Genomic DNA, 26,275 nt, shown 5'->3' on the forward strand with positions numbered 1-26,275 from the left:
CCGTCGGCGGGGTTACGGCTTTCAGGTGGACCCGAACCCCCCGCACGGGCGAACGGACCAGAAGGGAAGTACACCCATGTCGCTGCCGGACATTCGGGTCCCCGCAGTTCTGCCGCGCATCGACCGCGATCCCTTACACCACGGCACACCGGGCGCCGTGCGCCCGGCACGGGACCGGCCGGGTGACCTGCCGCACCGGGCGGGCGACCGGCCGGGACTCCCGGCCGGCCGCACCGCCGGCATCCGCGACGAGGAGAAGGCGAGCAGCCGCTGATGTACGACCTGCTGGTGGTGGGCGCGGGCCCGTACGGCCTGTCGATCGCGTCGCACGCCGCGGCCGCCGGGCTCGCCGTCCGTGTCTTCGGACGGCCCATGGAATCGTGGCGCGACCACATGCCCCGCGGCATGTTCCTGAAGTCGGAGCCCTGGGCGTCCAACCTGTCCGACCCGGAGGGCCGCTGGCGGCTCGACGTCTTCTGCGCCTTCCGGGGCATGACGACCCGGCACGCCGAGCCGATCCCGCTGGAGGTGTTCGCCGAGTACGGCCTGTGGTTCGCCCGCAACGCCGTGCCCGGTCTCGACGAACGGAACGTGCTCCGGGTGACACCGCGCACCGGCGGCTTCGAGGTCGTCACCGAGGACCGGGAGACGCTGACCGCGCGGACGGTCGCGCTGGCCGTGGGCGTGCTGCCGTTCACCGAGGTCCCGGCGGCCCTGCACGGCCTGCCCCCGGCCCTGGTGTCGCACAGCAGCGACCACGCCGGCCTCGACCGCTTCCGCGACCGGGACGTCACGGTGATCGGCGGCGGCCAGGCGGCCCTGGAGACGGCAGCGCTCCTCGCCGAACAGGGCACCCGGGTCCGGGTGCTGGCCCGGGCGGACCGGCTGCGCTGGGACGACGTGCCGCCGCCGTGGGAGCGTCCCTGGTGGCGGTCGGCCCACTGCCCGCACAGCGGCCTCGGCCCCGGCTGGCGGAACTGGTTCTACGCCGAGCGGCCGGGCCTGTACCGGCGGCTGCCCGAGCGTACGCGGACCCGGATCGCGGCCTGCGCGCTCGGCCCGGCGGGCGCCTGGTGGGTTCGCGAGCGGGTGGAGCGCCGGGTGGAGGTGCTGCTCGGCCGGGAGGTCGTGACGGCCAGGGAAGTGCCGGACGGGCTGCGCCTGGAGACGGTGGGCCGCCGGGGCGGTGCCGGTGTGCTGGAGACCGAGCACGTCATCGCGGCGACCGGGTTCCGCGCCGGCCTCGACCGGCTGCGCCCGCTCTGCCCCGAGCTGCGGGCGCTGCTGGCGACGGGCACGGACGGGGCGCCGGAGGTGGGCCTGGAGTTCGAGTCGTCGTACCCCGGCCTGTTCCTGGCCGGTCTCGTCACGGCGGCGGGCTTCGGTCCGGCGATGCGGTTCGTGCACGGCGCGACCTTCACGGCGGGCACGTTGGTCCGCGGGGTGCGGCGGCGGCTGCGCTCGGGTCCGGCCGGCTGGCGGATCCCGGCCGGCCGGCGTGGCGGCCTGCCGGAGGCGGTACGGCGCTGAAGGCCGCGGCCTGCGCCGGCCCCTGGGAGGTACGGGGGTGCGCTGCAGCTGCGGGGGTGCCGGCCGCTCGGTCCGGCACCCGCGCGCTACCTGCGGGTGGTGGCCCGGCCGCGCCGGTACAGAATCGTTCCGGCCGCGATCAGCGCGGCACTGGCGGCAGAGGTCGCGAGCATGGCCCGGCCGTCACCACCGGTGTGCGGAAGGGAGGGCGGAGGCCCCGGGTGGTGCTCCTCGCCGCCCGGGGGCGGCGGCGGAGTGGTCTCCCCACCGGGTGGAGGCGTCTCTTCCCCGCCATAGGGAGGCGGGGTGGTGTGGTCGTCACCACCGTACGGAGGCGGGGTGGAGTGGTCGTCACCACCGTACGCAGGCGGAGTCGTGTGGTCGTCACCACCGTACGCAGGCGGAGTCGTGTGGTCGTCACTCCCGTACGGGGGTGGGGTGGTGTGGTCCTCGTCGCCGTACGCGGGGGGAGTGGTGCGGTCTTCCTTGCCGTACGCCGGTGGGGTGGCGTGGTCCTCCTTGCCGTACGCGGGGGGAGTGGTGCGGTCCTCGTCGCCGTACGCCGGCGGGGTCGTCCGGTCCTCCTCGCCGTACGCCGGCGGGGTCGTCCGGTCCTCCTCGCCGTACGCCGGCGGGGTCGTCCGGTCCTCCTCGCCGTACGCGGGGGGAGTGGTGTGGTCCTCCTCGCCGTACGCCGGTGGGGTGACGTGGTCGGCGGTGGGCGTTGGGGTGATGCGGTCGCCGTAGCCGTCGGAGTCGCCGTAGCCGTCCTCCTCCTGGGCGTCGCGCCGCGGCTTGTCGACCGTGTCGGCGCTCGGACCGTGGTCGTCGGCACACCGGTTGGCGAACGCCGGGTTCAGTGCGGCGGCCGCGTCGACGGAGTCGCCGCAGATGTCGACCGGGATGTGTACCGGGGCCTGGACGTTGTTGCCGGACAGTACGCCGGCCGAGCCCTGGGCGGCGCCGTGTGTTTCCGAGTCGGCGAGCGCTGAGCTGCCGTACAGGGACAGCATGCCGGCCGCTGCGGCGGCCACGACCATGCCTTTGCTGAGAGTCTGTCGCAATCTCGTGTCTTCCTGCTCGAAGGAGTGCAAAAGGCCGGTCCCGGAACGAGGAATCAAGGTTCGACGATCCGAGACCGGCCATGACGCAGCCGGGGCTGGTGCGTTGTGCTGCGCCTCAGTCGTTGACGCAGGCGTTGGCGAACGCGGGGTTCAGCAGGGCGATGACGTCGACCGTGTTGCCACAGACGTTGATCGGGGCGTGGATCGGCACCTGCACGACGTTGCCGGACAGGACGCCCGGCGAACCGACGGCGGCAGCCCCGGCACCGGCGTCGGCGAAGGCGGGCCCGGCCAGGCCCAGCGCCAGGAGGGCGCCCGCGACGGCAGCAACGCTCTTCTTCATGAAAGTTCCCTTCTCTGGGGTCATGCCCCGATGACGGCCAGAACCGCATGAGCACGACGTGGACGGTCGTGGCACGGAACGAGGGATAGACGCAACGGTGAACGGCGGAACTCGAACTGAGCGATAATCACTCTTTCGCACCGCCTTTCTCATGCGTTTGCCCCTCGACCACGTTTGGTCCTCGACCGAAAATTCGTGGAAAAAAGCCCGGGCAATCCGCAGGCGAATGCAGCGGACGGCCCGGGCCGGCTCGAACGACTCAGCTCTCGGTGTTGGCCGAGAGGACCGACAGGTCCTCCAGGACGTGCGAGACCGCACCGTCCCGCTTGGTGTTCGTGGAGTTGTCGTCACACTGCTGCTGCAGGTGGTCGGACAGGACCGGGATGTCCTGGGCCGTCACGCCGATGAGGGCGTCGACCGCGACATCGACGTCCTGGACGCCGACACACGGCTTGTTCAGCGTGCCCTGCACCAGCGACAGCTGCGGGCTCATGTCGCCCCGCGTGGCCGAGTTGCCGAACGACGACACGGCGCCGTTGCCATTCGCGACGGTCGGCCCGTCGTCGTTGCCGATGGCAAGCGCCTGCGGCGCGGCCGCCACCGCCATTCCCACGACAGAAGCGGCGGCCGCAGCGGCGACCATTGCCTTCTTGAGCACTTCGCGTTCCTTTCCTCGTAGCGACGTATGTCCTACGGCCACATCAACCCGACGCATCGGGAATGGTTGCGCCTATTCACCCGGTTGGCCCGCACGGCCCCGGCGGAAGGCCGGAAATCACGAAGTCCGAAAAACGCACGACCAGCCCAGTCGTCGTCCGACGGAGTGAACGGGAGAAACCACACGGGGTCCCTGGAGTTGACCAGAACGCTCCGGTGGACGGGGTTTTCTCAGAAAGGACTGGCCAATGATCAGGAAGATTGTTGCCACTGCGGCCGTCGCCGCTTCCGCCATCGGCGCCTCCGCGGCCGCGGCACCGCAGGCGCTGGCGATCGGGAACGACAGCGGGCCCACCGCCGCCAACGGCAACGGCTCGTGGCAGAGCTTCGGCAACTCGGCCACGTACGGGAACATGAGCCCCCAGATCGCGCTGATCCAGGGCTCCTTCAACAAGCCGTGCATCGCGGTGAACGACATTCCGGTCGGCGTCGGCGCCCTCATCGGCGTCAACGTCCAGGACCTTCCGATCCTGTCGGACCACATGCAGCAGCAGTGCACCGAGAACTCCACGAACGCCAAGCGCGACGGCGCGCTGGCGCACCTGCTGGAGGACGTGTCGGTGCTGTCCTCGAACTCCGAGGCCGGTAACTGATTTCGCGTCACCGGAGCGGGGGGGGGGGGGGGGGGGGGGGGGGGGGCGGGGGGGGGGGGGGGGGGGCGGGGGGGCGCGCCCGCCCGCCGCCCGGGGGGGGGGGCGGCCGCGGCGGGCCGCCGGGGGGGCGCCCCCCCCCCCCCCGCCCCCCCCGCCCCGGCGCCCCCCCGCCCCCCCCCCCCCCCCCCCCCCCCCCCCCCCCGCTCCGTCGTGTCAGCGGCGGTACAGCGCCTCGATCCGCTCCGCGTAGGCGGCCGTCACCGCGTGCCGTCTCACCTTCAGCGAGGGGGTGAGCAGCCCGTTCTCCTCGGTGAACTCCCCCTCGACAAGGGCGAAGGCGCGGATGGACTCGGCGCGCGAGACCGCCTCGTTGGCGTAGTCGACCGCCTTCTGCACCTCCGCCCGCAGCCGTTCGTCGCGCGCCAGCTCGGCGAGGGGGGTGTCGGGCGCCAGCCCCCGGACCGTCAGCCAGTGCGCGAGTGCCTCCGGGTCGAGAGTGATCAGGGCGGCGACGAAGGGCCGGTTGTCGCCGACGACCACGCACTGCCCGACCGGCGACCGGCTGCGCAGCCGGTCCTCCAGGACGGCCGGCGCGACGTTCTTGCCGCCGGAGGTGACGAGGATGTCCTTCTTCCGACCGGTGATGGTGAGATAGCCGTCCTGGTCCAGGGAGCCGAGGTCGCCGGTGGCGAACCAGTCGTCGGCGAGCACGGCGTCCGTGGCCTCCGGGTCGTTCCAGTACGAGCCGAACACCACTCCGCCCTTGACCAGCACCTCGCCGTCGTCGGCGATCCGTACGCGGACTCCCGGGATGGGCAGGCCGACCGTGCCGGGGCGGGGGGCGAGCGGGGGCACGATGGTGGCGGCGGCGGACGTCTCGGTCAGGCCGTAGCCCTCGTAGACGATGATGCCCGCGGCGTGGAAGAACAGGTTGAGGTTGCGGTCCAGTGGGGAGCCGCCGCTGATGGCGTAGCGCATGCGGCCGCCGAGTTCCCTGCGGATGCGCCGGTAGACCAGCAGGTCGTACAGGGCCCAGCCGGCGTAGAGGCCGGGGCCGGGGCCCTTGCCGGTGCCGAGGAACCGGTGCAGGTACGCCTCGCCGAAGCGGACGGCGATCCGCTCGGCCCGGTCGAAGGAGGCGGCGCGGCCGATCTTCTCGGCGGTGGCGCGCCCGGTGTCGTGGATCTTCTCGAAGAGGTACGGCACCCCGACCAGGAAGGTGGGCCGGAACTCCCGGAGCACGGGGCGCAGTTCGTCGGGGCGGACGCTCGGGAAGTGGCCGGTCTCGATGCGGGCCAGCAGACAGGCGAGTTGCAGGGTGCGGCCGAGGATGTGGGCGAGCGGCAGGAAGAGCAGGGTGGAGGCGGCCTGGCCGGTGACGGCCTGGAACACCGGGTGCAGCAGCTCGACGGTGCTGGCGGCCTCGGCGTGCAGGTTGGCGTGGGTGAGGACGCATCCCTTGGGCCGGCCCGTCGTGCCGGAGGTGTAGCAGAGGGTGGCGATGGTGCCCGGGGTCAACGCGCCGCGCCGCTTGACGAGTTCGTCGTCGGGGATGTCGCGGCCGAGGCCGGTGAGGGCGGCGAGGGCGCCCTCCTCGAGTTGCCACAGGCGCGGGGGGCGGGCGTGGCCCGCCGTGCCGGTGGTGACCGTGGCCGCGTTCTCGGCGGTCTCGGTGACGGCGAACCGGGCGCCGGAGTCGCGGACGATCCACTCCACCTGCTCGGCGGAGGAGGTGGGGTAGATGGGCACGGACTGGCCGCCGGCCGCCCAGATCGCGAAGTCCAGGACGGTCCACTCGTAGCGGGTGCGGGACATCACGGCGACCCGGTCGCCCGCTTCCAGTCCGGCGGCGACCAGTCCCCTCGCGACCGCGGCGACCTCGGCGGCGAAGGCCGCCGCGGTGACCGGGTGCCAGGCGCCCTGCGCGCGGCGGCGCAGCAGCACCGCGGCCGGGGTCTCGGCGGCGTGCGTGAACGGCAGGTCCGCCAGGGAGCCGGTGGTGAGCGGGGGTGCCAGGGGTGCCGCGCGGACCTCGCGCACGGTGCCCGTCGCGTCCCTGACCAGTTCCACCGACCCCCGGGCCGCCAGGTCGGCACGCTGCCGTGCCCGTTTCAGATCCCTGCGTACGCCCATGACGGCTCCCGGATGCGGCTCGTGCCCTGCGAAGGTCCTTACCGGTGCGTCAACTTACTCGTAAGTAAGGGAAGGTCAACGGGCTGTGCAGCGAACGCCGGCCGGCCTAGGAGACGACGTCCTTGCGGGCGAACCCCCGGAACGCGAGGGCGAACAGCACGAGGGCGTACGTCACCGAGATCGCCGCGCCCTGGATCATGCCCGGCCATTCGAGGTGCGGCTGCACGGCGTCGGCCCAGGCGAACTGCCAGTGGGCCGGCAGGAAGTCGCGCCAGTGCCCGAGGGCGGTGACGGCGTCCAGCACATTGCCGACGATGGTCAGGCCGACCGCGCCGCCGACCGCGCCGAGCGGCGCGTCCGTCCTGGTCGAGAGCCAGAACGCCAGTGCGGCGGTGACGAGCTGGGACACGAAGATGTACGCCACGACCACCGCGAGCCGCTGCGCCGCCGTACCGGTGTCGAGCGCGCCGCCGGTGGGGATCTGCAGCGGGCCCCAGCCGTAGGCGGCGGTGCCGGCGGCGAGGGCCACGACCGGCAGCAGCACCATCGCGGCGAGGCTCAGCCCGAGCGCGACGGCCAGCTTGGACCACAGCAGCCGGGCCCGGGGCACGGGCGCGGCCAGCAGATAGCGCAGGGAGGACCAGCTCGCCTCCGAGGCCACGGTGTCCCCGCAGAACAGGGCGACCGGGACCACCAGCAGGAAGCCCGCCGAGACGAACAGGTTCACGGCGGCGAAGTTGGCGCCGGACGCGGTGGCCGTGTCCATCAGCGTGACCTGGTTGTTCCGGCCGCCCGGGGTGCCGCCGACGGCGAAGGCGATCAGCAGCACGAACGGCAGCACGGCCAGGACCGCGCCCATGACCAGGGTGCGGCGCCGCTTGAGCTGACGGGCCAGCTCCACGCGCAGCGGCAGCGTTCGGCCCGCGTGGTAGCCGGTCGCCGTCTCGGTGCGCTCGGTGAGCGTGCTCATGCGGAACCTCCGATCAGGGTGAGGAAGGCGTCCTCCAGGCGGCGGTGCGGGCCGACCGAGGCGACCGGCACCGCGAGGCGCACCAGCTCCACGACCAGCCGCTCGGCGGTGCCGCCGGGTTCGAGCCGGACCAGCAGACCGTCGTCGGTGCGCACGGCGGAGGCGACGCCGGGCAGGGCGGCCACCTTCTCCGTCACCGCTTCCTCCACCGGTGTCGCGGTGCCGACCAGCAGGGTGTCGCCGGAGCCGACGATCTCCCGCACGGGGCCGGCCTGGACGAGGCGGCCGCGGTCCATCACCACCAGATGGGTGCAGGACTGCTCGACCTCGGCGAGGAGATGGCTGGAGACGATCACCGTACGGCCGCCGGCCGCGTAGCGGATCATCACCTCGCGCATCTCGCGGATCTGGGGCGGGTCGAGGCCGTTGGTCGGCTCGTCGAGGATCAGCAGGTCGGGCAGGCCGAGCATGGCCTGCGCGATGGCGAGGCGCTGGCGCATGCCCTGGGAGTAGGTGCGCACCGCGCGGGCGAGCGCGTCGCCGAGTCCGGCGATCCGCAGCGCCTCGTCCAGGTGGGCGTCCTCCGGCGGGCGGCCGGTGGCCCGCCAGTACAGCTGCAGGTTCTCCCGGCCGGAGAGGTGGGGCAGGAAGCCGGCGCCCTCCACGAACGCGCCGACCCGGGACAGCACCGGGGCGCCGGGCCGGACGGCGTGCCCGAAGACGCGGATCTCGCCGTCGTCCGGCTTGATCAGGCCCATCAGCATGCGCAGGGTGGTGGTCTTGCCCGCGCCGTTGGGTCCGAGCAGGCCGAGAACCTGGCCCTTCTCGACGCGGAAGGACAGCTCCTGCACCGCGTACCGGTCGGTGGAGCGGGCGTAGCGCTTGCTCAGGCCCTCGATGACCAGCGGCACTTCGGCCAGCCCGGGGTCGGGGGCGGGGGCGGCCGTACGGCGGCGGCCGGTGAGCAGCAGGGCGAGTGCGAGCAGCGCGCCGGCCACGGGCAGCCACCAGACCCAGGCGGGCAGCGGTGCCGCGGCGGTCGTGACGGCGGGGGCCGTCGGTACGCCGAGGTCCCCCTTCAGGGCGACGGTGTAGGTCGCGGGGGCGGCCGGGGAGGCGTAGCCGAGGTCGGTGGAGGCGAGGACCAGCCGGAGCCGGTGGCTCTTCCGCACCTCGTGGTCGATCGCCGGGAGGGTGACGGTGACGTCCTTGCCCGCCCGGGCGCCGGTCACCCGGAAGGGCGCGACCAGTTGGGCGGGCAGGACCTGCCGGGTGCCGTCGGGGCCGACGTCGTAGACCTTGCCGAACAGGACGGCTTCGTCGCGGGTGGAGGTGATGTGGACGGTGGCGGTCGGTGCGCCGGTGATCCGCAGGTCGCGGGTGAGCGGTGCCGAGTCGAACCGCGCGAACTGGCCGGGGAAGTCGAGGGACACGCCGACGCCGAGTGCGGACAGCTGGGTGAGGCCGCCGGAGCCGCCGAGGCCGGGGAGCGCGGAGACGCCGGGCGGACTGGCGCCGGGTGGGTTGACGACGTGCTGCTCGCCGCCGGTGAGGGCGACGGCGCGGCGGTGGCCGTGCAGCCCGGGGTAGGCGGTGGCGCTCGCGCCGCGCAACCGGGCGGTGCCGTCGGTGGAGTCGAGCCCGCCGGTGCGGGTGGTCCGGAAGGCGGGGCCGGTGCCGGCGCTCCGGTCACCCTTCAGATACCGGTCGAACCAGGCCTGCACGCGGGCCTGCACCCGGCCGGTCTCCATGTCCCCGCCGTCGTGCCCGCCGGCGATCCAGTCGACGTCGACGGGGGCGCCGTTCGCGCGGATCGCCTTCGCGGCGGCGTCGGACTGGCCGAGCGTGAACAGGGAGTCCGTCTGGCCCTGCATCAGCAGGGTGGGCACCTTGATGCGGTCGCCGACGGCGGACGGCGAGCGTTGCTCCAGGAGCGCGCGGGCGGCCGGGTCCGGCGTGCCGGACTCGGCGACCCGGTCGTACATCCGGCACAGCGCGGGCTCGAAGCGGGCGCAGCCGCCGCCGGTGTTGAAGAAGACGCCGGTCCACAGCTTCTTGAACACGCCGTCCGGGAACAGGGCGTCCGCGAGGTTCCAGTAGGTGATGGCCGGGGCGATGGCGTCGACGCGGTGGTCGTGTCCGGCGGCGAGCAGGGAGATCGCGCCGCCGTAGGAACCGCCGGCCATGCCCACGCGCGGGTCGCCGGGCCGGTCGAGGCGGACCTGGGGCTGTTTCGCCAGCCAGTCGATGAGCCGGGAGACGTCGGTGACCTCGCCGCCCGGGTCGTTCAGGCCGATCTTCCCGGTGGACCGGCCGAAGCCGCGCGCGGACCAGGTCAGGACCGCGTACCCGTGCCGGGCGAGGTCCTCGGCCTGCTGCCGCACGTCGTCCTTGCTGCCGCCGAAGCCGTGCGCCAGCAGGACGGCGGGGTGGCGGCCGGTGTCGGCCGGGGCGAAGAACGAGGTGTCCAGGCGCACCCCGTCGACCGCCATGATCCGGTCGCTGACGCGCACCGGCCGCGGGTCGTCGGAGGCGACGGCCGCCGTCCACGTCCCGGCACCGGCGAGCACCACGACGGCGGCCGCGGCGGCGAGGAGCCGGCGCGGCCGCCGCGGCAGCCCCCGCAACGCGGGCAGTCGAAGATCCATGGTTCAACGGTACGGGGCGGCACCGACAACCGATGCGGCCTCCGGGCTGAACCCCGGGCCCTCCTCGGGGAGTACGGGACGGGGCCGGGGTACGCCAGGCGTGGTACGCGGTACGGGCACCGGGGCCGCCGGCGCCCACCCCGCGGGTGCTGCCGGGGACTCCGGGCGGTCCCGCGACGGCTGCCGGGCACCGCGGCAGCCGTCCGGGTCCCCGGGCGGTGCCGCGGCTGCCGCCGGGGACTCCGGCTAGTCCTGCGGCAGCTCCGCGTCCTCGGGGATCGACACCAGCCAGCGGGTCTCGCGGCGCGGGCGGAGGTAGAACGCCCAGTACAGGGTGGCGACGGCGGTGATGCCGCCGGTCCACAGCAGGTAGCTCGTCTCCTGCTGGGTGAGGATGTACGCGAGAACGGCGATCAGCAGGACCGGCACCGCGGGCCACAGGGGCATCCGCCAGGCGGCGGTGTGCTGGTGGGCGCCGCGGCGGGCCAGCAGCGCGGCGACCGCGACCAGCAGGTACATGCCGGTCACCGAGACGCCGGTGACGCCGTACAGGGTGTCCAGGTTGACGAAGCAGAGCAGCGCGCCGGGGACGCCGACGGCGAGCGTGGCCACCCACGGGGAGCCGAAGCGGCCGAGCTTGGAGAAGAGGTTGTTGACCGGGCCGGGCCAGGCCTTGTCGCGGGCCGAGGCGAACAGGACGCGGGAGTTCTGGATGACCATGACGATGCCCGCGTTGATGATGGCGAGGGCGACGCAGAGGCTGACGAAGGTGCCGACCGCGGAGTTGGACCAGGCGGTGACCATGGAGCTGATGTCGCCGCCGGTCAGCTCCTGGAGGTCGTCGGCGCCCAGGGTGATGGCGGCGACCGGGACCAGGATGATCACGGTGGAGATGGCCAGGGTGGCGAGGACCGTGCGGGCGACGTTGCGGCGGGGGTGCTCCAGCTCCTCGGAGAGGTAGACGGCGGTCGAGAAGCCCTGGGTGACGAAGAGGGCGATGGCGAGTCCGGATACGACGAGCATGGCCGTCACGGTGTCCGTGTGGCCGTGCTCGCCGGCCACCTGCATGGAGACCAGGCTGCCCATGCCGCGGTGGCCGTGGGTGAAGCCCAGCAGGGCGACGACACCGGCGGCGATGACCTCCAGGACCAGGAAGATGCCGGTGATCCAGGCGTTGGCGCGCAGGTCGAGCAGGCCGGCGAGGGTGGCGAGCAGCATCACGCCGGCGCCGGTCATCGCGGGGTCGAGGTGCACGATCGGGGCGAGGTAGTCCGCGGTGCCCATCGCGATGACCGGCGGCACGATCATGACGACCAGCAGGGAGAGCACGAAGACCAGCCAGCCGGCGAGCCGTCCGGCCATGGTCGACACCATCGCGTACTCGCCGCCCGCGCTGGGGATGAGGGTGCCCAGTTCGGAGTAGCAGAACGCCACGGCGATACAGAGGAGGGAGCCGATGGCGATCGTCAGGGCGGTGGCGGTGCCGAGGGAGCCGAACAGGTCCGGGACGACGACGAAGAGCGTCGAGGCGGGGGTGACGCAGGAGAGCGTCAGCAGGGTGCCGCCGACCACGCCGATGGAACGCTTGAGCTTCTGAGGGCTGTCAGGGGCCACAGAAGCTGCTGTGACGGCTGTCTCGACAGGGCGGAGCGTGTCGGTCATGCGGCGGGTTCCGATCGACTCGTGCGACTGAGGGTGGGGGCGGGAGCGCTATCGCCTCCGGCGGATCGTCGTACGTTCGTTTCGTCCGCTCCCGGCTGCATAGAGAACCCCGACGAAAACCGCCACGTCAATGGCCGTTTACCTTCGGAATCCGCAGTTGCGGACGATCTCTCGCCGCATCACTTTCCTAGGTCTTGAGACCTCATAAGGGCATCCAGTAAGCCTTTGGCGAATGTGACCTTGCTTTCAAAGGTCATCTCGCGGCAACCCCTTCGTCACCCGATTCGTCCGCCGTGAACGGGAACCGCAGCCCACATGTCAAAAAAATGTCAGGCCGTCCGGAATCCGGACGGCCTGACAGGGGGTGCGGCGGGACTCAGTGGTTGCGCGGGAAGCCCAGGTCCACGCCCGCCGGGGCGTCGGCCGGGTCGGGCCAGCGGGTGGTGACGACCTTGCCGCGGGTGTAGAAGTGCGTGCCGTCGTTGCCGTAGACGTGGTGGTCGCCGAAGAGCGAGTCCTTCCAGCCGCCGAAGGAGTGGTAGCCCACCGGCACCGGGATCGGGACGTTCACGCCGACCATGCCGGCCTCGATCTCCAGCTGGAAGCGGCGGGCCGCGCCGCCGTCCCGGGTGAAGATCGCGGTGCCGTTGCCGAACGGCGAGGCGTTGATGAGCGCCACGCCCTCGTCGTAGGTGTCCACCCGCAGCACGCACAGCACCGGGCCGAAGATCTCGTCCTGGTAGGCCTTGGCGCCGGTCGGCACCTTGTCGAGCAGCGAGATGCCGATCCAGTGGCCGTCCTCGAAGCCCTCGACCGTGAAGCCGGTGCCGTCCAGCACGACCTCGGCGCCCTCGGCCGCGGCACCCTCGACGTAGGAGGCCACCTTGTCCCGGTGGACCTTCGTGATGAGCGGGCCCATCTCGCTCGACGGGTCGTTGCCGGGACCGATCTTGATCTTCTCGGCGCGCTCGCGGATCTTCTCCACCAGCGTGTCGCCGATCGCGCCCACGGCGACGACCGCCGAGATGGCCATGCAGCGCTCGCCCGCGGAGCCGTAGGCCGCCGAGACCGCCGCGTCGGCGGCCGCGTCCAGGTCGGCGTCCGGCAGGACCAGCATGTGGTTCTTGGCACCGCCGAGGGCCTGCACCCGCTTGCCGTGGGCGGAGGCGGTGGTGTGGATGTAGCGGGCGATCGGGGTGGAGCCGACGAACGAGACGGCCTTGACGTCCGGGTGCTCCAGCAGCCGGTCCACGGCCACCTTGTCGCCGTGCACGACGTTGAAGACGCCGTCCGGCAGGCCGGCCTCCGAGAGCAGCTCGGCGATCTTGAGAGAGGCCGACGGGTCCTTCTCGGACGGCTTCAGGATGAAGGTGTTGCCGGTGGCGATGGCGATCGGGAACATCCACATCGGGACCATCGCCGGGAAGTTGAACGGCGTGATGCCCGCGACGACACCGAGCGGCTGGCGGATGGAGGAGACGTCCACGCGGCTCGCGACCTGCGTGGACAGCTCGCCCTTCAGCTGCACGTTGATGCCGCAGGCCAGGTCGACGATCTCCAGGCCGCGCGCGACCTCGCCGAGTGCGTCCGAGTGCACCTTGCCGTGCTCGGCGGTGATCAGCTCCGCGATGGCGTCCCGGTTGGCGTCCAGCAGGGCCCGGAACCTGAACAGGATCGTGGTGCGCTGGGCCAGCGAGGACTGGCCCCAGGTGGCGAAGGCGTCCTTGGCCGCCGCGACGGCCGCGTCGACCTCCTCGACCGAGGCGAACGCGACCTTCGTGGTGACCGCGCCGGTCGCCGGGTCGGTGACCGGCCCGTACGTACCCGACGCGCCTTCGACGGCCTTGCCGCCGATCCAGTGGTTGACGATCTTCGTCATGCCCAGAGACTCCTTATTACAGATGGCGGCGTCGGGTCGAGACGTGCCGTTCGTACAGCTCACGGGCCTTGACCGCGGACGGTCGGGTCGCGGTCTCGGCCACAGGAACATCCCACCAGGCCTGCGCCGGAGGCGCGCCCGACACAGTGTCGGACGTTTCGGTCTCCACGTAGACACATGTGGGAGTGTCGGCGGCCCGCGCCTCGGCGAGCGCCGCGCGCAGGTCGCGTACGGTCTTCGCGCGCAGCACCCGCATGCCGAGGCTGGCCGCGTTGGCGGCCAGGTCGACGGGGAGCGGGGCGCCCGTGAGGGTCCCGTCGCCCGTCGGATACCGGTAGGCCGTGCCGAACCGCTCCCCGCCCACCGACTCCGAGAGGCCGCCGATCGAGGCGTACCCGTGGTTCTGCACCAGCAGGAGCTTGATCGCGATGCCCTCCTGGACGGCGGTCACGATCTCCGTGGGCATCATCAGATAGGTGCCGTCGCCGACCAGCGCCCACACGTTCCGCTCGGGCGCGGCGAGCTTGACTCCGATCGCGGCCGGGATCTCGTAGCCCATGCAGGAGTACCCGTACTCCAGGTGGTACTGGTCGCGGGAGCGCGCCCGCCACAGCTTGTGCAGGTCGCCGGGGAGCGAACCGGCCGCGTTGACGATGATGTCGGACTCGTCCACCAGCGCGTCCAGGGCGCCGATGACCTGCGGCTGGGACGGCCGGGCGTCCGGTTCGCCCGCCTCGAAGCAGGCGTCGACGCGCTGCTCCCAGCGCTCCTTGTCCTCGGTGTACTCGGTGACGTAGGCGTCGGAGACCGTGTGCCCGTGCATCGTCAGGGCCTCGGTCAGCTCGGCCAGGCCGCTGCGGGCGTCCGCCACCAGCGGCAGCCCGGCCAGCTTGTGGCCGTCGTAGGGCGCGATGTTGAGGTTCAGGAAGCGGACGTCCGGGTTCGCGAAGAGGGTGCCGGAGGCCGTGGTGAAGTCCGTGTACCGGGTGCCGACGCCGATCACCAGGTCCGCGGTGCGGGCCAGCTCGTCGGCGGTGGCGGTGCCGGTGTGGCCGACGCCGCCGACGTCCTGCGGATGGTCGTGGCGCAGGGAGCCCTTGCCGGCCTGGGTCGAGGCCACCGGGATCCGGGTGGCCCCGGCGAACTCGGCGAGGCCCTCCTCGGCCCGGCTGTGGTGGACTCCGCCGCCCGCGACGACGAGCGGCCTGCGCGCCGCGCGGACCGCCCGGACCGCCTCGGCCAGTTCGGTGGGGTCCGCGCCCGGCCGGCGTACGGTCCACACGCGCTCGGCGAAGAACTCCTCCGGCCAGTCGAAGCCCTCCGCCTGCACGTCCTGCGGCAGCGCGAGGGTGACCGCACCGGTCTCCACCGGGTCGGTGAGGACCCGCATGGCCTGCAGCGCGCCCGGGATCAGCTGCTCGGGGCGGGTGATGCGGTCGAAGTACCGGGAGACGGGGCGCAGGGTGTCGTTGACCGAGAGGTCGCCCGCGTGGGGCACCTCCAGCTGCTGCAGGACCGGGTCGGCGGGGCGGGTGGCGAAGACGTCACCCGGCAGCAGCAGGACCGGCAGGTGATTGATGGTGGCGAGGGCGGCACCGGTGACCAGGTTGGTCGCACCGGGGCCGATCGAGGTCGTCACGGCGTGCGCGGACAGCCGGCCCGACTGGCGGGCGTAGCCGACGGCCGCGTGCACCATGGACTGCTCGTTGCGGCCCTGGTGGTACGGCATGACGTCCGCGTACTCGACCAGCGCCTGGCCGAGCCCGGCGACGTTGCCGTGGCCGAAGATGCCCCAGGTGGCGCCGATCAGCCGGCGCCGCTCGCCGTCCCGCTCGGTGTACTGGGCGGCGAGGAAGCGCACCAGTGCCTGCGCGACCGTGAGCCTCGTCGTCGAGGTGGTCATCGGTACCCCCCTGTGCTTTCTGCGTGGTCCGGGTGGAAGCGGATTCGCCACTCCCGGGTCTCGCCCGGTCCCGCCATGACGTTCAGGTAGTACATGTCGTGCCCGGGCTGGGCGATCGACGGGCCGTGCCAGCCGTCGGGGACGAGGACGGCGTCGCCGGAGCGGACCTCGGCGAGGACGTCGGACCCGCCCTGGCGCGACGGGAACACGCGCTGGTAGCCGAGGCCGTTCGGGCCGTCGATCTCGAAGTAGTAGATCTCCTCCAGCTCGGACTCCTCGCCCGGCCGGTGCTCGTCGTGCTTGTGCGGCGGATAGGAGGACCAGTTGCCGCCCGGGGTGATCACCTCGACGGCGATGAGCTTGTCGCACTCGAAGGCGTCCGCGGAGGCGAAGTTGCGCACCCGGCGGGCACAGGTGCCGCTGCCACGCTGTTCGACCGGTACCTCCGGCGCGGGGCCGTAGCGGGCGGGGAGTCGTCGCTCGCACTTCGCTCCTGCCAGGGCGAAGCGGCCTCCCGCGCCGGAGGCGATCTGGACCCGGGTGTCCCGGGGCGCGTACGCGAAGTCGGAGACGTCCGCGAACACATTCTCCCGGCCCAGGAGTTGGAACTCTTCTTCCTCGATTCGCACGGTACATCCGCCTTCCAGCGGAAGCACGATCCATTCACCGTCCCCGGTGGTGAACGTATGCGTACCGCCGGGTGTCAACTCGACGATCCGCAGGCTGCCGTGGGTCAGGGCGGCGTGCCCGGGGCCGATGTCGAAGGCGTACCGGGCGTTCGCGGTGGCGCCCTTGCGCAGGTGCAGGTCGATGCTCGTCATGCGGCCCTCACAGCAGTCCGACGGCGGTGTCCACGGCGGCGGCCACGTCGCCGTCCGCCGGGTACAGCAGCGAGCGGCCGACCACCAGGCCGCGCACGGTCGGCAGTTGGAGGGCGCCGCGCCACTTCTCGTAGGCGGCGTCCTGGTCCTCGGGCGAGTCGCCGATGTCGCCGCCCAGCAGCACGGCGGGCAGGGTGGAGGTCTCCATGACCCGGGCCATGTCGTCGGGGTTCTCGGTGACCGGCACCTTCAGCCAGGTGTAGGCCGAGGAGCCGCCGAGTCCGGAGGCGATGGCGATGGACCTGGTGACCGCCTCGGCGGACAGGTCGTTGCGCAGTGACCCGTCGGGGGTGCGGCGGCTGATGAACGGTTCCACGAAGACGGGCAGCCGGCGCGCGGCCATGTCGTCGATGGCACGGGCGGTGGACTCCAGGGTGGTCAGGGAGCCCGGATCGGCGTAGTCGACGCGCAGCAGCAGCTTGCCCGCGTCGAAGCCGGCGCGCTGGAGGTCCTCGGGGCGGTGTCCGGTGAACCGGTCGTCCAGCTCGAAGCTCGCTCCCTGCAGGCCGCCGCGGTTCATGGAGCCCATGACGACCTTGTGTTCGAGGGCACCGAGCAGGAGCAGGTCGTCGAGGATGTCGGCGGTGGCGAGGACGCCGTCGACGCCCGGCCGGGACAGCGCGAGGCAGAGGCGTTCGAGCAGGCCGGCCCGGTTGGCCATGGCGAGCTTGCGGTCGCCGACACCTAGGGCGCCGCGGGCGGGGTGGTCGGCGGCGACGATCATCAGCCGGCCGTTGGGGTTCAGCAGCGGCCTGCGCCCGCGGCGGGCGGCGGCCTCGGCGATCGCCTCGGGGTGGTGGGTACGGATGCCGACCAGCGCGCCGACGTCCACGCGGGGCCGCAGGGTGGCGTCCCCGCCCTCGTGGTGGGTGCCCGCGACCCTGCCCGCCCTCACAGCACCGCTCCGGCATCGACCGCGGCGGCCACCTCGTCGGGGGTCGGCATCGCGGAGGAACACTCCAGCCGGGAGGCGACGATGGCGCCGGCCGCGTTGGCGTGCCGCATGACCGTCTCCAGGTCCCGGCCGGCCAGCAGGCCGTGGCAGAGGGAGCCGCCGAAGGCGTCCCCGGCACCGAGTCCGTTGAGGACGGTGACGGGCAGTGGCGGCACCTCGGCGCACTCGCCCGAGGCGCTGACGGCGAGCACCCCCTTGGGGCCCTGTTTCACCACGGCGATCTCCACCCCGGCGGCCAGCAGCGCGCGGGCGGCCGCGTGGGGTTCGCGCACCCCGGTGGCGACCTCCACCTCGTCCAGGTTGCCGACGGCGACCGTGGCGTGGCGCAGGGCCTCGGCGTAGAAGGGGCGCGCGGAGCCGGGGTCGGTCCAGAACATCGGCCGCCAGTCGAGGTCGAACACCGTGGTGCCCGCCTTCGCCCGGTGGGCGAGGGCCGCGAGGGTCGCCGTACGGCTGGGCTCCTCGCTCAGGCCGGTGCCGGTGATCCAGAAGATCCGGGCGTCGCGGACGGCGCCCAGGTCCAGGTCGTGGGCGTCGATCTCCAGGTCGGGTGCCTTGGGCTGCCGGTAGAAGTAGAGCGGGAAGTCGTCCGGCGGGAAGACCTCGCAGAAGGTGACCGGGGTCGGCAGCCCGGGAACGGGGGTGACCCAGCGGTCGTCCACGCCGAAGCCGCGCAGCGCCTCGTGCAGATAGGCGCCGAACGGGTCGTCGCCGGTGCGGGTGATCACGGCGGTGTGCCGGCCGAGCCGGGCCGCCGCGACCGCGACGTTGGCCGCCGACCCGCCGAGGAACTTGCCGAAGGACGACACCCGGGCGAGCGGGACGCCGGTCTGCAGCGGGTAGAGGTCCACTCCGATCCGCCCCATGGTGATCAGGTCGTAGGCCATCGGCTTCCCTTCGTCACGGCTCTCCCCGGCTTTCTAGTCCCGCACGGCGCACCCTGTCAATCTTTTGTCCAGACATTCGGACCAGCCGAACGGAATGCCGTCTGCGGGCACGTCCGCGCTGACGGTTCCGGGCGCCGGAGTCAACGCGCCGCGCCCGCCGGCCGCGGCCGGCCTTTGCGGCGGCCGTGTCACAAACACCCCCTTCGTGTCACACATGTCGCGTATACGCGGGGTCTCGGTCACACCCGGCCGACAGCCCCTGACTCCTGGTCACTCTGCGTCGTTCACCGGGCGCAGGCTTGGTGATCGCCAGCGAAGCGCCCGGCTCCCCCGACGACCGTCCCAGGTCGCCGCCGCGGCGCGCGCAGGGAGGTGCAACTCATGACCGACCGAAGGCTCTGGTCCTACAAGGAGATCGCGGCGCACATCAAGGTGCAGCCGGACACCGTACGGTCCTATCGCAAGCACGGGCTGCTGCCGGCGCCCGACCACGTGGAGGGCGGCAAGCCCTACTGGTACGCCGACACCGTCCGGGCCTGGGTCGCCTCCCGGCCCGGCAACCGCGGCCGCCGGCCGGACTGAGCGCGGCCCTCCCCGACCGGTCCGCCCGGCGCCGGCGGAAATCACCTGTGCCCCACCGCCCGTGTGGGGCACAGTGCCGGTCATGGACTTCTCCGTGAAACCCGTCCTCACCGGCGAGCGGACCGTGCTGCGTCCCTTCACCGCGGACGACGCCGAGGCGATGTGGGAGATCATCGGTGACCCCGAGGTCGTCCGCTGGACCTTCGAGCCGAGCACCGGCCTCACCCTGGACCTGCTGCGCACCCATTACGGCGCGCGCACCGCCCGGGCCGACCGGCTGGACCTCGCCGTCACCGACCCGGCCACCGGTGAACTGCTCGGCGAGGTCGTCCTGCACGACGTCGACCGCAACGCCCGCAGCTGCACCTTCCGCACCCTGCTGGGCCCGCGCGGCCGGGGCCGGGGCATCGGCACCGAGGCGACCCGGCTGATCGTCGGCCACGGCTTCGAGCAGCTCGGTCTGCACCGCATCGAGCTGGAGGTCTACGGCCACAACGCGCGGGCCCGGCGGGTCTACGAGAAGGTCGGCTTCGTGGTCGAGGGCGTACGGCGTGAAGCGGTGCTGCGGGACGGTGTGTGGGCGGACGACGTGGTGATGGCGGTCCTGGAACAGGAGTGGGCGGTGCACCGGGGGCGCCCCGGGGCGGACGCGGCCGTGCCCGGCACGGTGGTCACGTACGGGTCCACGGCTCGATGACCGTGACACCGGCCCCCGGCGCCGTGCCCATCGCCGCGAGCGCCGCCGGGGTCGCGTCGAGGGCGATGGTGGAGGTCACCAGCAGGTCGGGGCGCAGGATGCCCGAGCGGACCAGGCCCAGCATGGCCGGATAGGCGTGGGCGGCCATGCCGTGGCTGCCGAGGATCTCCAGCTCCAGGGCGATGGCGCGGGCCATCGGGACAGGGGTGGTGCCGTCCGGTGTGGGCAGCAGGCCGACCTGGACGTGCCGGCCGCGGCGGCGCAGGCCGTCCACGGAGGCCGCGCAGGTCGCGGGCGAGCCGAGGGCGTCGAGGGAGAGATGGGCGCCGCCGCCGGTCAGCTCGCGGACGGCGGCGGCGGTGCCGGGCGCGCCGGTCGCCACCAGGCACTCCGCGGCGCCGAAGTCCCGGGCCAGGCCGAGTGCCCGGCGCGAGATGTCGACGGCGACCACCCGGGCCCCGCAGGCCGCCGCGATCATCACCGCCGACAGGCCGACCCCGCCGCAGCCGTGCACGGCGACCCACTCCCCCGCCGCGACCCTGCCCTGCTGCACCACGGCACGGAAGGCGGTGGCGAAGCGGCAGCCGAGGCCGGCGGCGGTGGCGTGGGCCATGTCGTCCGGGACGGCGACGAGGTTGACGTCGGCGTGGTCGAGCGCCACGTACTCGGCGAAGGAGCCCCAGTGGTGGAAGCCGGGCTGGGTCTGGCGCTCGCACACCTGCTGGTCGCCTGCGGCACAGGCCGGGCAGGTGCCGCAGGCGCACACGAAGGGCACGGTGACGCGGTCGCCGGGCCGCCACCCGGCGACCCGCGCCCCCACCGCCTCGACCACACCGGCGAGTTCGTGCCCGGGCACGTGCGGCAGCGTGATGTCGGGGTCGTGCCCCATCCAGCCGTGCCAGTCGCTGCGGCACAGCCCGGTCGCCTCGACCCGCACGACGACTCCGTGCTCTGCGGGCTCCGGATCCGGCACCTGCCGCACCTCGGCGGGCCGTCCGAACTCCTCGAACACCACGGCTCTCATGCGCCTCACCCTTCCATGCCGGGCGCCGGTGTCACACCCCCGGCCGGTCAGCGGGCCGGCACCGGCCGCCAGTCGTCCTGCGCCCTCATGCACGGCCGCGACATCCCCGGCCGGACGTGACCCCGGCGGGTCCCCTGGACTGCGGTCCACGGCACATCTGCCTAGAGTGCGGATGAATCGCCCAGTGCGGACCAGTTCGTCCAGCAGCCCGAGGGACCCACGTGACGCAGTTCCCGCCGCCCGGCACACCCAGGGCCCGCATCCCCCACCCGCAGCAGCCCCCGCCGCCGTACCCGCGCATCGGGCCGGGCCTGTGGCGGCGCGGACTGTACGGCGGGCTCGCGGCCTGGGCGCTGACCGCGGGGGCCGTGTACGCGACGCGGAGCACCGCACCGCTGCCGGCGCTGATCCTGCTCGGCGGCTTCCTCGTACCGGTCGTCTTCGTGCTGTGGGCCTATGAGCGGCACGGCCGGGACCTGGGCGTCAGCGCCGTCCTCGGCTGCTTCCTGGCCGGCGGCACGCTCGGTGCGGCCGGCGCCGTGCTCGCGGAGGCGCACCTGCTGCGGCCCCGGCTCGGGATGTTCCTGTGGCTCGCCCTGCTCGAGGAGGCGGCCAAGCTGGGGGTGCTGATGTTCACGCTGCGCCGGCAGCCCGGCATCCGCGGGGTGCGGGCCGGACTGGTGCTCGGCGCGGCCGTCGGCCTCGGCTTCGCGGCCCCGGAGAGCATCGGGTACGCCTTCGACGCGGCGCTGACCACCGCCGGCGACGATCCGCGGACCCTGCTGGAGACGGAGCTGCTGCGCGGGGTACCCGCTCCCCTGGGGCACGGCCTGTGGACGGCGATCGCGGGCGGTGCGCTGCTGTCGCTACGGCGGCCCGACGGACGCTTCCGGTACGCCCCGCCGGTGATCGCCGCCTGCATGGGCGTCTGCCTGCTGCACACCCTGTGGGACTCCACGCACGGCATCGCGGTCCGGCTGGTGGCGCGTCTGACCGGCACGGACTTCGGGCCGCAGCCGTTCGCCCCGGGCCGGTCCGGGGCCGCGCAGGAGCACCTGTTCACACTGTTCTCGCTGGGCGGCCTGGCCCTCGTGGCGCTGGCGGGGATCGGCTGGGTGCGGTCACTGGCGCGCCGGGGCACCCCTTGGAGAAATACCCCCTAGGGGTATAGTGTGAGGAACATGGGGTCCCCTCGTGGGCCCCGGCAGCCCCACACGCCTCGACGAGGAGAACGACATGAGCGTCCAGACCGACACCCCGGGCTCCGTCACCACCGTCTACAAGGTGACCGGCATGAGCTGCGGCCACTGCGAGGGCTCGGTCTCCGGCGAGATCTCCCAGCTCCCCGGCGTCGGCTCGGTGAAGGCCGTGGCCTCCACCGGCGAGGTGACCGTCGTCTCCGAGTCCCCGCTGGACGACGAGGCCGTGCGCGCCGCGGTCGACGAGGCCGGCTTCGAGCTGGCCGGCAAGGCCTGAGGAACCCGCTTCCCTTCCCCGACCGGCCGCGCCGACCAGCTGATACTGGATCCGTACGGCCCGGTCCGATGTCTGGAGTCCGGACATGACCAGCACCACCGCAGAGACAGCCATAGGCACGGGTTCGGCCTCCGAGGTCGAACTGCTCATCGGCGGGATGACCTGCGCGTCCTGCGCCGCCCGGGTGGAGAAGAAGCTCAACCGGATGGAGGGCGTGAGCGCCACCGTCAACTACGCCACCGAGAAGGCGCGGGTCAGCTACGCCGACGGCGTCCAGGTCGCCGACCTGATCGCCACCGTGGTGAGGACGGGCTACACCGCCGAGGAGCCACCGCCGCCGGAGCCGGCACCCGAGACGGCCCCGCACCCCGCCGAGCGGGACCCCGAGACGGACGCCCTGCGCCACCGCCTGCTCGTCTGCGTCCTGCTCGCCGCGCCCGTGGTCCTGCTCGCGATGATCCCCGCGCTGCAGTTCGACAACTGGCAGTGGCTCTCGCTCACGCTCGCCGCGCCCGTCGTCGTCTGGGGCGGCGCCCCCTTCCACCGGGCCGCCTGGACCAACGCCCGGCACGGCGCGGCCACCATGGACACCCTCGTCTCGGTCGGCACGCTGGCCGCGTTCGGCTGGTCGCTGTGGGCGCTGTTCTTCGGCGACGCGGGCATGCCCGGCATGCACGACGAGTTCCGCCTCACCGTCTCCCGGATGGACGGCGCCTCCACCGTCTATCTGGAGGTCGCCGCCGGAGTCGTCGCGCTGATCCTGCTCGGCCGCTATCTGGAGGCCCGCTCCAAGCGGCGCGCCGGGGCGGCCCTGCGGGCGCTGATGGAGCTGGGCGCCAGGGACGTGGCGGTGCTGCGCGACGGGCGCGAGGTGCGCGTCCCGGTGGACGCCCTCGCGGTCGGCGACCGGTTCGTCGTGCGCCCCGGCGAGAAGATCGCCACGGACGGCACCGTCGTCGACGGGGTCTCCGCGGTGGACGCGTCCATGCTGACCGGCGAGTCGGTGCCGGTGGACGTCGGCCCGGGCGACCGGGTCACCGGCGCCACGGTCAACGCCGGCGGCCGGCTGGTGGTCGAGGCCACCCGGGTCGGCGCCGACACCCGGCTCGCCCGGATGGCGAAGCTCGTGGCGGACGCGCAGAGCGGCAAGGCCGACGTGCAGCGGCTCGCCGACCGCGTCTCCGCGGTGTTCGTGCCCGTGGTCATCCTCATCGCGATCGGCACCTTCGGTGTCTGGCTCGGCGTCACCGGGGACACGGCCGCGGCCTTCACGGCCGCCGTCGCCGTCCTGATCATCGCCTGCCCGTGCGCCCTGGGACTCGCCACGCCGACCGCCCTGATGGTCGGCACCGGCCGCGGCGCCCAGCTCGGCATCCTCATCAAGGGCCCCGAGGTCCTGGAGTCCACGCGCCGAGCCGACACCGTCGTCCTCGACAAGACCGGCACCGTCACCACCGGCCGGATGACCCTCCAGGCCGTGTATCCGGCCGCGGACGAGGACGAGAAGGAACTGCTGCGGCTCGCGGGCGCCCTCGAGCACGCCTCCGAGCACCCGGTGGCCCGCGCGATCGCCGCAGGCGCCGAGGAGCGAGCCGGCACCCTGCCGGCGGTCGAGCACTTCGAGAACGTTCCCGGGCGCGGCGTACGGGGACGGGTGGACGGCCGCGAGGTGGCCGTGGGGCGCCTGTACGACGAGGTCCCGGAAGAGCTGGCCCGTGCGGCACGGGAGGCCGAGGAGCAGGGCCGTACGGCCGTCCTGGCCGGCTGGGACGGGCGGGCCCGCGGGGTTCTCGCGGTCGCCGACGCCGTCAAGGAGACCAGCGCCGAGGCGGTGCGCGAACTGCGCGCCCTCGGGCTCACGCCGGTACTGCTCACCGGGGACAACCGGACCGTCGCCGAGGCGGTCGCGCGGGCCGTCGGCATCGACGAGGTGATCGCCGAGGTGCTTCCGGAGGACAAGGTGGACGTCGTCCGGCGGCTGCAGGCCGAGGGGCGCGCCGTGGCGATGGTCGGCGACGGCGTCAACGACGCGGCCGCGCTCGCCACCGCCGACCTGGGCCTGGCGATGGGCACCGGCACGGACGCGGCGATCGAGGCCGGCGATCTGACCCTGGTCCGCGGCGACCTGCGGGTGGCGGCGGACGCGATCCGGCTCTCCCGGCGCACCCTCGCCACCATCAAGGGCAACCTCGCGTGGGCCTTCGGCTACAACGTGGCCGCGCTGCCCCTGGCCGCCGCCGGCCTGCTGAACCCGATGATCGCGGGCGCCGCGATGGCCTTCTCCTCGGTGTTCGTGGTGACCAACAGCCTGCGGTTGCGAACCTTCCGGTGAAGTCGCCCGACATCGCCGGGTATTAGCCGGGATCGCGGCAAGAGTCCCCCTGGAGTCCGGCGCGCGCCTCACATAAGCTCTTCACAAGGCTCGCGCATCATCCTTACGCTTGAGTCCCGATCGCCGTATCGGGGCTCTTGCGCACCTAAAGGACATATGCAAGAGACGCAGATCACAGTGACGCGAACGTAACCATCGAAGGGGTTCGAAGGTCTAAGTTGGCGATGTCAGACCAGCGTCTTGGGGGGCGCTGACTGGCATCTGAGGATGTCTTGGGGGACTTCCTCAGAGATGCGTTGCCGGGGCCACGTACACCGGGGAGCTTTGAGCGGCCCTCCCAGCGTGCGTTGTCCCGGCAGATCGCACCGCATCACTGGAGCACGACGGGTCCGCCCGTCGTGCTCAGACAGCGATTTCAGGCGCTGTCCTCTCCGAGCGCCCGGCCGGATCCCGTGGGGGGAATCCGCACCGGGACATGGGAAGGCGCCCTGTTCGCCGGCCCGTGGGGGGACCGGTGTCACAGGGCGCCTTCCACCTGTCGTTCTCTCTTCACCGCGCTCCGCCGGCCGAAAAGGCCTGCCTCGCGGCGCCGGCCCTTGGCCCGCCGCCACCTCGCGCGCGTCCCGGCTCAGGGCCCGCCCAGCGGGCAGGCCCCTACGCGGTCAGCGGGTTCAGCGCTCCTCGACCGGCACGAAGTCCCGCTCGACGACACCCGTGTAGATCTGGCGCGGGCGCCCGATGCGGGACCCCGGCTCCTTGATCATCTCGGTCCACTGGGCGATCCAGCCCGGCAGCCGGCCGAGGGCGAACAGGACCGTGAACATCTCGGTCGGGAAGCCCATGGCCCGGTAGATCAGACCGGTGTAGAAGTCGACGTTCGGGTACAGCTTGCGCTCGACGAAGTAGTCGTCGGAGAGCGCGTGCTCCTCCAGCTTCAGGGCGATGTCGAGCAGCTCGTCCGACTTGCCCAGCGCGGAGAGCACGTCGTGCGCGGCCGCCTTGATGATCTTGGCGCGCGGGTCGAAGTTCTTGTAGACCCGGTGGCCGAAGCCCATCAGCCGGACGCCGTCCTCCTTGTTCTTCACCTTGCGGATGAAGGTGTCGACGTCGGAACCGGAATCGCGGATGCCCTCGAGCATCTCCAGCACGGACTGGTTGGCGCCGCCGTGCAGCGGACCCCACAGGGCGCTGATGCCCGCGGAGATCGACGCGAACATGTTGGCCTGCGAGGAGCCGACCAGGCGGACCGTGGAGGTCGAGCAGTTCTGCTCGTGGTCGGCGTGCAGGATCAGCAGCTTGTCGAGCGCGGAGACCACGACCGGGTCCAGCTCGTAGTCGTCCGCCGGGACCGAGAAGGTCATGCGCAGGAAGTTCTCGACGTAGCCGAGGTCGTTGCGCGGGTAGACGAACGGGTGGCCGATCGACTTCTTGTACGCGTACGCCGCGATCGTCGGGAGCTTGGCGAGCAGCCGGATCGTGGAGAGGTCGCGCTGCTTCTCGTCGAACGGGTTGTGGCTGTCCTGGTAGAAGGTGGACAGCGCCGAGACCACCGAGGACAGCATGGCCATCGGGTGGGCGTCGCGCGGGAAGCCCTTGTAGAAGTTCTTGACGTCCTCGTGCAGCAGGGTGTGCCGCGTGATGTCGTTCTTGAACGTCGTCAGCTCGTCGACGGTCGGCAGTTCGCCGTTGATCAGCAGATACGCCACCTCGAGGAAGGTGGAGCGCTCGGCCAGCTGCTCGATGGGGTAGCCGCGGTAGCGGAGGATGCCCGACTCGCCGTCGAGGTAGGTGACCGCGGATTTATAGGCGGCCGTGTTGCCGTAACCGCTGTCCAGAGTCACCAGACCGGTCTGGGCGCGGAGCTTCCCGATGTCGAAGCCCTTGTCGCCGACGGTGCTGTCGACCACCGGGTAGGTGTACTCGCCGTCGCCGAACCGCAGTACTACAGAGTTGTCGCTCACGTCTTCCCTCACCGACGTAGTGCCTCATCTTCGAGGTG

At 72.6% G+C, this 26,275-nt stretch carries 21 protein-coding genes; 7 read left to right on the top strand and 14 right to left on the bottom strand.

Annotation, left to right across the window (positions count from 1 at the left end; all coding sequences use genetic code 11):
- The first annotated feature begins 273 nt into the window (after window positions 1-273).
- Entirely contained in the window at window positions 274-1,530 is a 1,257-nt protein-coding gene (locus tag ACGFT2_RS20310; protein WP_393279953.1) for an FAD-dependent oxidoreductase, read from the top strand.
- Window positions 1,531-1,616: 86 nt separating this feature from the next.
- Here the strand turns inward: ACGFT2_RS20310 and ACGFT2_RS20315 are convergent, their stop codons facing one another.
- The 3 genes from ACGFT2_RS20315 to ACGFT2_RS20325 all read right to left on the bottom strand — a co-directional run bounded on the left by ACGFT2_RS20315 (window position 1,617) and on the right by ACGFT2_RS20325 (window position 3,595).
- Window positions 1,617-2,594: a chaplin family protein gene (locus ACGFT2_RS20315; RefSeq protein WP_393279955.1), complete on the bottom strand. Its 978-nt coding sequence runs from the start codon at window positions 2,592-2,594 to the stop codon at window positions 1,617-1,619.
- Between the two features lie 115 nt (window positions 2,595-2,709).
- Window positions 2,710-2,937, bottom strand: a complete 228-nt coding sequence (locus tag ACGFT2_RS20320; RefSeq protein ID WP_393279957.1) for a chaplin — start codon at window positions 2,935-2,937, stop codon at window positions 2,710-2,712.
- Window positions 2,938-3,196: 259 nt separating this feature from the next.
- A complete protein-coding gene (locus tag ACGFT2_RS20325) occupies window positions 3,197-3,595 on the bottom strand; it encodes a rodlin (RefSeq protein ID WP_393279959.1) in 399 nt (132 codons plus the stop codon).
- Between the two features lie 247 nt (window positions 3,596-3,842).
- On the opposite strand from ACGFT2_RS20325, the gene ACGFT2_RS20330 reads away from it, so the two are divergent.
- The gene (locus ACGFT2_RS20330) at window positions 3,843-4,247 is read left to right on the top strand and encodes a rodlin (RefSeq protein WP_393279962.1); all 405 of its coding nucleotides are present in this window, start codon (window positions 3,843-3,845) and stop codon (window positions 4,245-4,247) included.
- A 213-nt stretch (window positions 4,248-4,460) separates the two neighbouring features.
- On the opposite strand, the gene ACGFT2_RS20335 is transcribed toward ACGFT2_RS20330, so the two are convergent.
- The 9 genes from ACGFT2_RS20335 to iolC form a co-directional block, all read right to left on the bottom strand.
- Window positions 4,461-6,380 carry an AMP-dependent synthetase/ligase gene (locus ACGFT2_RS20335; RefSeq protein ID WP_393279964.1) on the bottom strand — a complete coding sequence of 640 codons (1,920 nt, stop codon included), beginning with the start codon at window positions 6,378-6,380 and terminating at the stop codon, window positions 4,461-4,463.
- 106 nt (window positions 6,381-6,486) lie between these two features.
- Window positions 6,487-7,350: an ABC transporter permease gene (locus ACGFT2_RS20340; RefSeq protein ID WP_393279968.1), complete on the bottom strand. Its 864-nt coding sequence runs from the start codon at window positions 7,348-7,350 to the stop codon at window positions 6,487-6,489.
- A complete protein-coding gene (locus ACGFT2_RS20345) occupies window positions 7,347-9,998 on the bottom strand; it encodes a CocE/NonD family hydrolase (RefSeq protein WP_393279971.1) in 2,652 nt (883 codons plus the stop codon). The genes ACGFT2_RS20340 and ACGFT2_RS20345 overlap by 4 nt, the downstream gene beginning before the upstream one ends.
- 246 nt (window positions 9,999-10,244) lie before the next feature.
- A complete protein-coding gene (locus ACGFT2_RS20350) occupies window positions 10,245-11,660 on the bottom strand; it encodes an APC family permease (RefSeq protein ID WP_393279974.1) in 1,416 nt (471 codons plus the stop codon).
- A 376-nt stretch (window positions 11,661-12,036) separates the two neighbouring features.
- A complete protein-coding gene (mmsA, locus tag ACGFT2_RS20355; protein ID WP_393279976.1) occupies window positions 12,037-13,539 on the bottom strand; it encodes a CoA-acylating methylmalonate-semialdehyde dehydrogenase in 1,503 nt (500 codons plus the stop codon).
- 16 nt (window positions 13,540-13,555) lie between these two features.
- Window positions 13,556-15,442, bottom strand: coding sequence for a 3D-(3,5/4)-trihydroxycyclohexane-1,2-dione acylhydrolase (decyclizing) (gene iolD / locus ACGFT2_RS20360; protein ID WP_393279979.1), 1,887 nt, complete (start codon window positions 15,440-15,442; stop codon window positions 13,556-13,558).
- The gene (iolB, locus tag ACGFT2_RS20365) at window positions 15,439-16,263 is read right to left on the bottom strand and encodes a 5-deoxy-glucuronate isomerase (RefSeq protein ID WP_393279982.1); all 825 of its coding nucleotides are present in this window, start codon (window positions 16,261-16,263) and stop codon (window positions 15,439-15,441) included. The genes iolD and iolB overlap by 4 nt, the downstream gene beginning before the upstream one ends.
- A 7-nt stretch (window positions 16,264-16,270) precedes the next feature.
- A complete protein-coding gene (locus ACGFT2_RS20370) occupies window positions 16,271-17,167 on the bottom strand; it encodes a deoxyribose-phosphate aldolase (protein ID WP_393280061.1) in 897 nt (298 codons plus the stop codon).
- Window positions 17,168-17,214: 47 nt separating this feature from the next.
- Window positions 17,215-18,165, bottom strand: coding sequence for a 5-dehydro-2-deoxygluconokinase (iolC, locus tag ACGFT2_RS20375; RefSeq protein WP_393279985.1), 951 nt, complete (start codon window positions 18,163-18,165; stop codon window positions 17,215-17,217).
- Window positions 18,166-18,546: 381 nt separating this feature from the next.
- Here iolC and ACGFT2_RS20380 point away from each other — a divergent pair, with 381 nt between their 5' ends.
- Window positions 18,547-18,747 carry a MerR family transcriptional regulator gene (locus tag ACGFT2_RS20380; RefSeq protein WP_067057643.1) on the top strand — a complete coding sequence of 67 codons (201 nt, stop codon included), beginning with the start codon at window positions 18,547-18,549 and terminating at the stop codon, window positions 18,745-18,747.
- A gap of 82 nt (window positions 18,748-18,829) precedes the next feature.
- Entirely contained in the window at window positions 18,830-19,444 is a 615-nt protein-coding gene (locus tag ACGFT2_RS20385) for a GNAT family N-acetyltransferase (protein ID WP_393279989.1), read from the top strand.
- On the opposite strand, the gene ACGFT2_RS20390 is transcribed toward ACGFT2_RS20385, so the two are convergent.
- Window positions 19,419-20,468 carry a zinc-dependent alcohol dehydrogenase family protein gene (locus tag ACGFT2_RS20390; RefSeq protein WP_393279992.1) on the bottom strand — a complete coding sequence of 350 codons (1,050 nt, stop codon included), beginning with the start codon at window positions 20,466-20,468 and terminating at the stop codon, window positions 19,419-19,421. The genes ACGFT2_RS20385 and ACGFT2_RS20390 overlap by 26 nt on opposite strands.
- A 221-nt stretch (window positions 20,469-20,689) precedes the next feature.
- On the opposite strand from ACGFT2_RS20390, the gene ACGFT2_RS20395 reads away from it, so the two are divergent.
- The 3 genes from ACGFT2_RS20395 to ACGFT2_RS20405 all read left to right on the top strand — a co-directional run bounded on the left by ACGFT2_RS20395 (window position 20,690) and on the right by ACGFT2_RS20405 (window position 24,276).
- Window positions 20,690-21,631, top strand: coding sequence for a PrsW family glutamic-type intramembrane protease (locus ACGFT2_RS20395; protein ID WP_393279995.1), 942 nt, complete (start codon window positions 20,690-20,692; stop codon window positions 21,629-21,631).
- Window positions 21,632-21,704: 73 nt separating this feature from the next.
- Entirely contained in the window at window positions 21,705-21,944 is a 240-nt protein-coding gene (locus tag ACGFT2_RS20400) for a heavy-metal-associated domain-containing protein (protein ID WP_393279998.1), read from the top strand.
- An 85-nt stretch (window positions 21,945-22,029) separates the two neighbouring features.
- Window positions 22,030-24,276: a heavy metal translocating P-type ATPase gene (locus ACGFT2_RS20405; RefSeq protein ID WP_393280001.1), complete on the top strand. Its 2,247-nt coding sequence runs from the start codon at window positions 22,030-22,032 to the stop codon at window positions 24,274-24,276.
- Between the two features lie 671 nt (window positions 24,277-24,947).
- Here the strand turns inward: ACGFT2_RS20405 and ACGFT2_RS20410 are convergent.
- Complete coding sequence (locus ACGFT2_RS20410; protein WP_393280004.1) at window positions 24,948-26,237, bottom strand: citrate synthase; 1,290 nt, start codon at window positions 26,235-26,237, stop codon at window positions 24,948-24,950.
- Window positions 26,238-26,275 lie beyond the last annotated feature (38 nt).

It is taken from the genome of Streptomyces sp. NPDC048514 (genome assembly GCF_043199955.1).
In the GTDB taxonomy this organism is placed as follows: Bacteria; Actinomycetota; Actinomycetes; order Streptomycetales; family Streptomycetaceae; genus Streptomyces.